The 6,295-nt window shown below is 72.4% G+C and carries 4 protein-coding genes; 3 read left to right on the top strand and 1 reads right to left on the bottom strand.

The annotated features are described in order from the left end of the window. A partial coding sequence (locus VI078_06550) for a substrate-binding domain-containing protein (GenBank protein HEY5998951.1) occupies window positions 1-215 on the top strand: 215 nt, incomplete at its 5' end. Window positions 216-372: 157 nt separating this feature from the next. After that, window positions 373-1,527 (top strand): hypothetical protein, encoded by a 1,155-nt coding sequence (locus VI078_06545; protein ID HEY5998950.1) that lies wholly within the window; start codon window positions 373-375, stop codon window positions 1,525-1,527. 421 nt (window positions 1,528-1,948) lie between these two features. Here the strand turns inward: VI078_06545 and VI078_06540 are convergent, their stop codons facing one another. Beyond that, the gene (locus VI078_06540) at window positions 1,949-4,570 is read right to left on the bottom strand and encodes a CBS domain-containing protein (GenBank protein ID HEY5998949.1); all 2,622 of its coding nucleotides are present in this window, start codon (window positions 4,568-4,570) and stop codon (window positions 1,949-1,951) included. A gap of 102 nt (window positions 4,571-4,672) precedes the next feature. On the opposite strand from VI078_06540, the gene VI078_06535 reads away from it, so the two are divergent. Then, on the top strand, window positions 4,673-6,295 hold a 1,623-nt coding region (locus tag VI078_06535; protein HEY5998948.1), incomplete at its 3' end, for a HEAT repeat domain-containing protein.

The raw sequence follows: 6,295 nt of genomic DNA, 5'->3' as shown, positions 1-6,295 counted from the left end.
CCGTGCAGAGCGGGCTCGCGGACTGCGGGCTCGGCATCCGCTCCGCGGCCGTCGCGCTGGGGCTGGATTTCGTGCCGCTCGAGGAGGAGGAATTCGACCTGCTCATCCCCGAGGAGCACCTCGATCTGCCCGCGTTGCGCGCGCTGCTGGAGACCACGGAGTCGCAGCGCTTCCGCGAGCGCGTCCTGGCGCTCGGCGGCTACCGGTTCCGGTGACCGACGTCAGCCCGGCTCCCGGTTGGCGGGGTGTCCGGGCTGTGCTAGCGTGTGCCCGACTCGCGGCACCGTCTCTTTGGTGGCAGTTCACCCGCTTGGCAGGGGAGGATCGCTGATGGATGGGAGACGCCCCGGACGCTGGCTGAGTGCGCTCGGCATGCTTGCTCTGATCTCGTCCCTGCAGGCGGCGGTGCCGCCCTCCGCGCAGGCGGAGAGCTGGGGCTGGATGAGGCGCTACAACGCGGCGCCGGGCAGCATTGACGAAGGCTTTGGCGTCGCTGCGGCGGCGGACGGCAGCGTCTACGTTACGGGAGAGACCTTCGTTGGGGAAGGGCAGGCCGATCTCGTGCTGCGCAAGTACTCGGCGAATGGCACCCTGCTCTGGGCCGATGTCTACGACGGGCCGGACGGGTTGTGGGACACGGGCCGGAGCGTGGCGGTCGCCGCCGACGGCTGTGTCTACGTTGCGGGCTATTCGTCTGTCCCCGGGCAGGATGTCGATGTCCTGCTGCGCAAGTACTCCGCCGCAGGAGAGGCGCTCTGGACCAGGACCTACAACGATCCGGAAAACAGGGGTGATCAGGGGGAGGCGGTGGCGGTCGGCCGGGACGGCAGCGTGTACGTGGCCGGCACGACGAGCGTGGGCGGGCTGGGGGCGCTGCTCCTGCTCAAGTACTCGCCCTCGGGGACCCTGCTCTGGTCCCGCACCTACCGGCGGACGGTCAACTTCGTGTCCAGCAGCACCTTCGGCACCGCCGTGACAGTCGACAAGTTCGGTGCCGTGTACGTCGCGGGTTACACGGGGACCAGCCCCGGCTACCTCTTGCTGCGCAAGTACTCTCCCGCAGGCACGCCTCTGTGGACGAGGGCCCTCAACAGCGCGGCGAAGTGGGGCGACTCCGGCTTCGGGGTCGCGGCGGGTCCCGACGGCATCTGTGTGACCGGAAAGACCTGCACGGAGCACGGCGGCATAGATATGCTCCTCGTGAAGTACTCGCTTTCCGGAGGGTTTCTCTGGCTCCGGACCTACGACGGCCCGGCCAACCGCCAGGACGGCGGCCGGGGCGTGGCGGTCCGGGAAGACGGCAGCGTCTATGTCGCCGGCTCCGTAATCGCCCCCAGGGGGTACCAGGATCTCCTGCTGCGAAAGTATTCCCCAGACGGGACCGCCCTCTGGACCAAGATGTATGACGGCGGGTTCGGCGACGAGGGAATCGGCGTCGCGGTCGGGCCGGACGGCAGCGTTCACGTGGTGGGAACGACGTGGGCCGGTGCGGGCGCCTACGATCTCCTCCTGGTCAAGTACAAGTAGACCGCCCGACCCGGCGCGGCGCCCGATGCGCTACTTGAATTGCGCTGCCACCCGTGGGCGCTTCGCCCTGTCTGGCGCAGCTGCGCTGCTGTCTCCCCCTGTCCAAACCGTGAGCACCCGCGCCGTGGCTCTGCCCAGACCGGCGGTCGAGATTGCGATGAACACGTCGGCCTGGCAAAGAGCGGGGGCGGGGCGGTGACGGGCGGACGCATGGTGGAGCGCGAGGGAACCTGGGCGGCCGGACCGGAGCGGCCCGGAGGGCGAAACGCAATGTTTGAGCCCGTAGGGCGAGTCATGCGTTTCGAGCGCAGGGCCGGACAGGCCCAGGTCGAGCGCGCAACTCAGCGGCCGCACGGCACCGCCTCGCCCGCACGGGCACGTGCACCAGTGGCGAGACGAAAGTGAACGGGCGTCGCCGGGCTCAGCGCCCGGGCGGGTGGTGCTCGCGCACCCAGACCAGCTCGTCCTCGCGGGTGCGCACGCGTCCCTCGAGCTTCTCCGCCAGCAGCGCCGCGAGGATCTCGCGGAAGATCGGACCGGGTCTGTAGCCGAGCGCGAGCAGGTCGCGCCCTTTCAGTTCCGTTGCGACCCGCGCCCCCTCCGCGAGGTAGGCGCGCACCGCGTCGGCGGCGCCGCGCCGCGTCGTGCGCGCCCAGACGTAGATCGCCAGCTCACGCGGCCACTGCGCGAGCAGCGCGTGCACCGCGGCCGGTCGCCAGGGCCGCATCTCCTCCAGGCGCTTCTGGACGCGCCGGCCCTCGCCGACGAGGACGGCCAGGCGCGCCGCGATGCGCGGCGCGACCACGAGGCGCCCGCACAGGCCCGCGACGCCCCGCGGGCCGAGGCCCTCGCAGAGCGCGGCGAGGTACAGCAGCCAGCAGCACTCGCGCCCCTGTTCGCCGAGCGCCGCCAGCTTGCGCCGCAGCGACCCGAAGAGGCGGAGCACGGCGCGCGTCACCCGCAGCCGCGGGTGCACGTAGCGGAGCACGCCGAGCTCCTCCATGCGCTGGAGGGCGGGGAGCGGGTTCTTCTCGCGCAGGATCAGCGCCAGCTCGCCGAAGATCCGCGGGCCGGCCAGCGTCTCGAAGAGCCCCTTGGCGACGGCGTCGCGGATGAGCCGGTGCGTCGACTCCCCGAGCGCGAAGTGCAGCCGCTGCTCGAAGCGGATCGCCCGGAAAACGCGCGTCGGATCCTCGACGAAGCTCAGGTTGTGCAGGACCTGCACCACCCGGTCGTGCAGGTCGCGCAGACCGCCGAAGAAGTCCAGCAGCGTGCCGAACTGGGCCGGGTTGAGCTGCACGGCCAGCGCGTTGATCGTGAAGTCGCGCCGCAGCAGGTCCATCTTGACGTTGCCGTGGACGACCGTCGGCAGCGCCCCGGGGGCCTCGTAGTACTCCGCGCGGGCCGTCGCGACGTCGAGCCGCGTCCCGTCGGGGAGGGCGACCAGCGCCGTCTCGAAGCGCGGGTGCGCGTGGACGCGGCCGCCGAGGCGCTCGGCGAGCCGTCGCGCGAACGCGATCCCGTCGCCCTCGACCATGACGTCGAGGTCCTGGTTCTCCTCGTGCAGGAGCAGATCGCGCACCCAGCCCCCGACGAGGTAGGCGCGCAGTCCTGCGGCGTCGGCCTCGCGGCCGATCGCGGCGAGCAGCTCCTGCAGCGCCGGGATGACGCGCTCGCGGATGAGAGCGCGCACGTCGCGGCGGTGCACCTCGCGCAGCGGCGCGCGGCGCCAGGACCCCGCCGGGGCGGCGCGCGCGGCCTCGGCGCGCAGCGCACGCAGGTAGTCAGTCCGGGTGATCGCGCCGACGAGCCGGCCTGCGCGCACGACCGGCAGGAAGCGCTGCCCGCGGTCGAGCATGATCTCCTCGACGCGCGCGAACGTCGCCGTCGGCGCGACGGTCTCCAGCTCGGTGCTCATGTAGTCGGACACCGGGTGCTCGCCGAAGCCGTGCCGGACCGCCTTCTCCACCACCGGCCGGCCGATGATCCCGAGGAAGCGGCCGCGGTCGACGACGGGGAGCACGTGCAGGCTGGTGCGCTGGTGCACGGCGCGCGCCTTCGCCAGGGTGAGCGCCCGCTCGATGGTGGTCACGGGGTGGGTCATGATCTCGCGGGCCAGCCGCGGTGGCACGACGGTCTCGCGCAGCGCCGTCAGCAGGCGCGCTTTCACGGGTGCCAGGCGCGGCTCGCGCACGGCGGCCGCGGCGGCGGTCGGGTGGCCGCCCCCACCGAGGCGCGCGGTCACCGCGCCGGCATCCACGGCCCCCACGCGGCTGCGGCCGACGACGTACACCCGCGATCCCATGCGCACCGCGACGAAGACGGCGGCCAGGTTCTCCATGTCGCGCAGCTTGCCGGTGAGGACGGCGAGGTCGCCGATGTAGCCCGGCCGCGAGGCGGTGGCGACGGCGACCTCCACGCCGCGGATGACGTGGCGCCGCAGCGAGCGCAGCAGGTCGTTGAGCAGCAGCACCTGCTCGGGGGTCAGGTCGCGGCCGATGTGGTTGGCGACGATGTTGAGGTTCGCCCCCTGCTCGAGCAGCCACGCCGCGGCCTGCAGGTCCCGCGGCGTCGTGGAGGCGAAGGTCAGCGCGCCCGTGTCCTCGTAGATGCCCAGCGCCAGCAGCGTCGCCTCCTCGGGCGAGAGCACCAGGCCGCGCCGGCGCAGGATCTCGACCATCAGCGTGGTGTTCGCGCCGACCTCCGCGACGACCTCCACGGCGCCCGCGAGGTCCTGCCCACTGGCCGGGTGGTGGTCGTAGACGTGCACCTCGACGCCGGGGCGGCCGGCGATCTCCGCCAGCGGCCCGATGCGGTCGCGCCGGCGCGTGTCGACGAGGATCAGCCGCCCGACCTGCGCCGGGTCGATCGCCCGCGGGCGCAGCGTCGCGAAGCGCCGCGGCGACGCGCGCAGGTACTCGCGCAGGGCGCGCTCCTGGGAGCCCGAGAAGACGAGCTTCGCACCCGGGTAGAGCTTCTTCGCCGCGATCATGGAGGCGAAGGAGTCGAACTCCGCCTCCTGGTGCGTGGTGATGATGTCCATGCGGTCAGTCCACCCGGCGGAGGCGCATCGGGGCTCCTCCCCGCGGCCGGAAACCATTAGTCATTGACATAAGTTCAATGCATTTTTACCATAACACCCGCAATGCATCCCGGCAAGGAATCCCGATCCTCCTGGCGTCGGCGCGGCGCGCTCGCCGTGCTGCTGGCGGCCGCGCTCCTGGCGCCCGCCGCCGCGCGCGCCGATGACGAGGTGGACGCGCTGCTGCAGCGGCTCCCGGCGGAGCAGAGCTCCTTCGGCCGCTACCGGATCATCGAGGAGATCAGCGCCATCGGCACGACGGACGCCGTGCGGGGGCTCGTCTCGCTCTTTTCGGACGACGAACTGCGCTGGATGGCGGTGCGCCAGCTCGCGCAGATGCGCTCCGCCGCCGTCCCGGTCCTGCTCGAGGCGCTGCGCGCGCCGGGGACGGACACGGTCCGCTTCGCGGCCTACACCCTCGGCGAGATCCGGGCGCCCGAGGCCGTCCCCGCGCTGGTGCCGCTGCTGGCGCACGCCGATCCCGAGGTGCGCCAGCACGTCGCCTTTGCGCTCGGGATGATCCGCGACCGCGCGGCGACCGACGCGCTCATCGGCGCGCTCAAGGACAGCGACCCTGTCGTGCGCGGGTACGCGGCGACAGCCCTCGGCGAGATCGGCGACGCGCGCGCCAAGGGGGCGCTGCTCTCGGCGCTGCGCTCGGAGGACGCCTCGGTCGTGAACATGGCGACTTCGCTCTACAACCTCGGCGGCGACGAGGTCGTCGAGGTCCTCGTCGGCAAGCTGCGCGACCCCAACCCGAACAACCGCCTCTACGCGCTCTACGCCCTCGGCAAGATCCCGGACCCGCGGGGAGTGCGCCCGCTCATCGAGGCGCTCGCCGACGAGGAGATCGGCTGGCTCGCCGCGCAGGCCCTCGTCAACATCGGCGTGCCGGCGATCCAGCCGCTGCTCGAGGCGCTGTTCGCCGACGACGCGACGGTGCGGCTCTACGCCACGTACGCGCTCGGCGAGATCGGCTCGCCGAAGACGGCGCGCGCCGTGCAGCGCATGCTCGAGGACCGCGAGGCGTCCGTCGTGGACGCCGCGGCGGAGGCCCTCGTGAGCATCGGCGACCCGACCGTGATCCCCGCCGTCGCGCAGCTGCTCTCGAACCCGCGGCCGCGGGTTCGCCAGCGCGCCCTCGACGTGCTCGGGAGGATGGGCGACGATTCGCTCGCCGAGTCGGTCGCCTCATGTATCGGCGACCCCGACCGCGAGGTGGTGAAGGCCGCCATCGCCGCCCTCGGCAACCTCAAGACCGCGGCCTCCTGCCCCCTCATCACCCGGATGCTCTCCCTCCCCGGACAGGACCTCCAGGACACCCTGCGCGTGGCGTTCCTGAACATCGGCGAGCCGGCGATCGGCTGCCTGGCCGGCCTGCTCGACAGCGGCAAGGGCGATTCGCTCACGCGTGCGATCTACCTGCTCGGCAAGCTCAAGGCCGGCTCCACGGTCGACCGGCTGATCGCCCGCCTGAGCGACCCGGACCCGTCGGTGCGGCGTTTTGCCGCGGTGGCGCTGACCGAGATCGGCGACCCGCGCGCCGAGGAGCCGCTGGTGTCGCTCCTGCGCGACCGGGACCCGGCGCTGCGCACCTACGCGGCGGTGGGGCTGATGAGCATCGGCGGCAAGATCACGATCCGGCTGCTGCTCACCTCGCTCAACGACCCGGAGACCAGCTGGCTG

Source organism: bacterium, from assembly GCA_036524115.1.
GTDB lineage: Bacteria > JAUVQV01 > JAUVQV01 > JAUVQV01 > DATDCY01 > DATDCY01.
The sequence above is the reverse complement of the archived record's forward strand: the minus strand, read 5'-3'. Positions and strand labels throughout refer to the sequence as shown.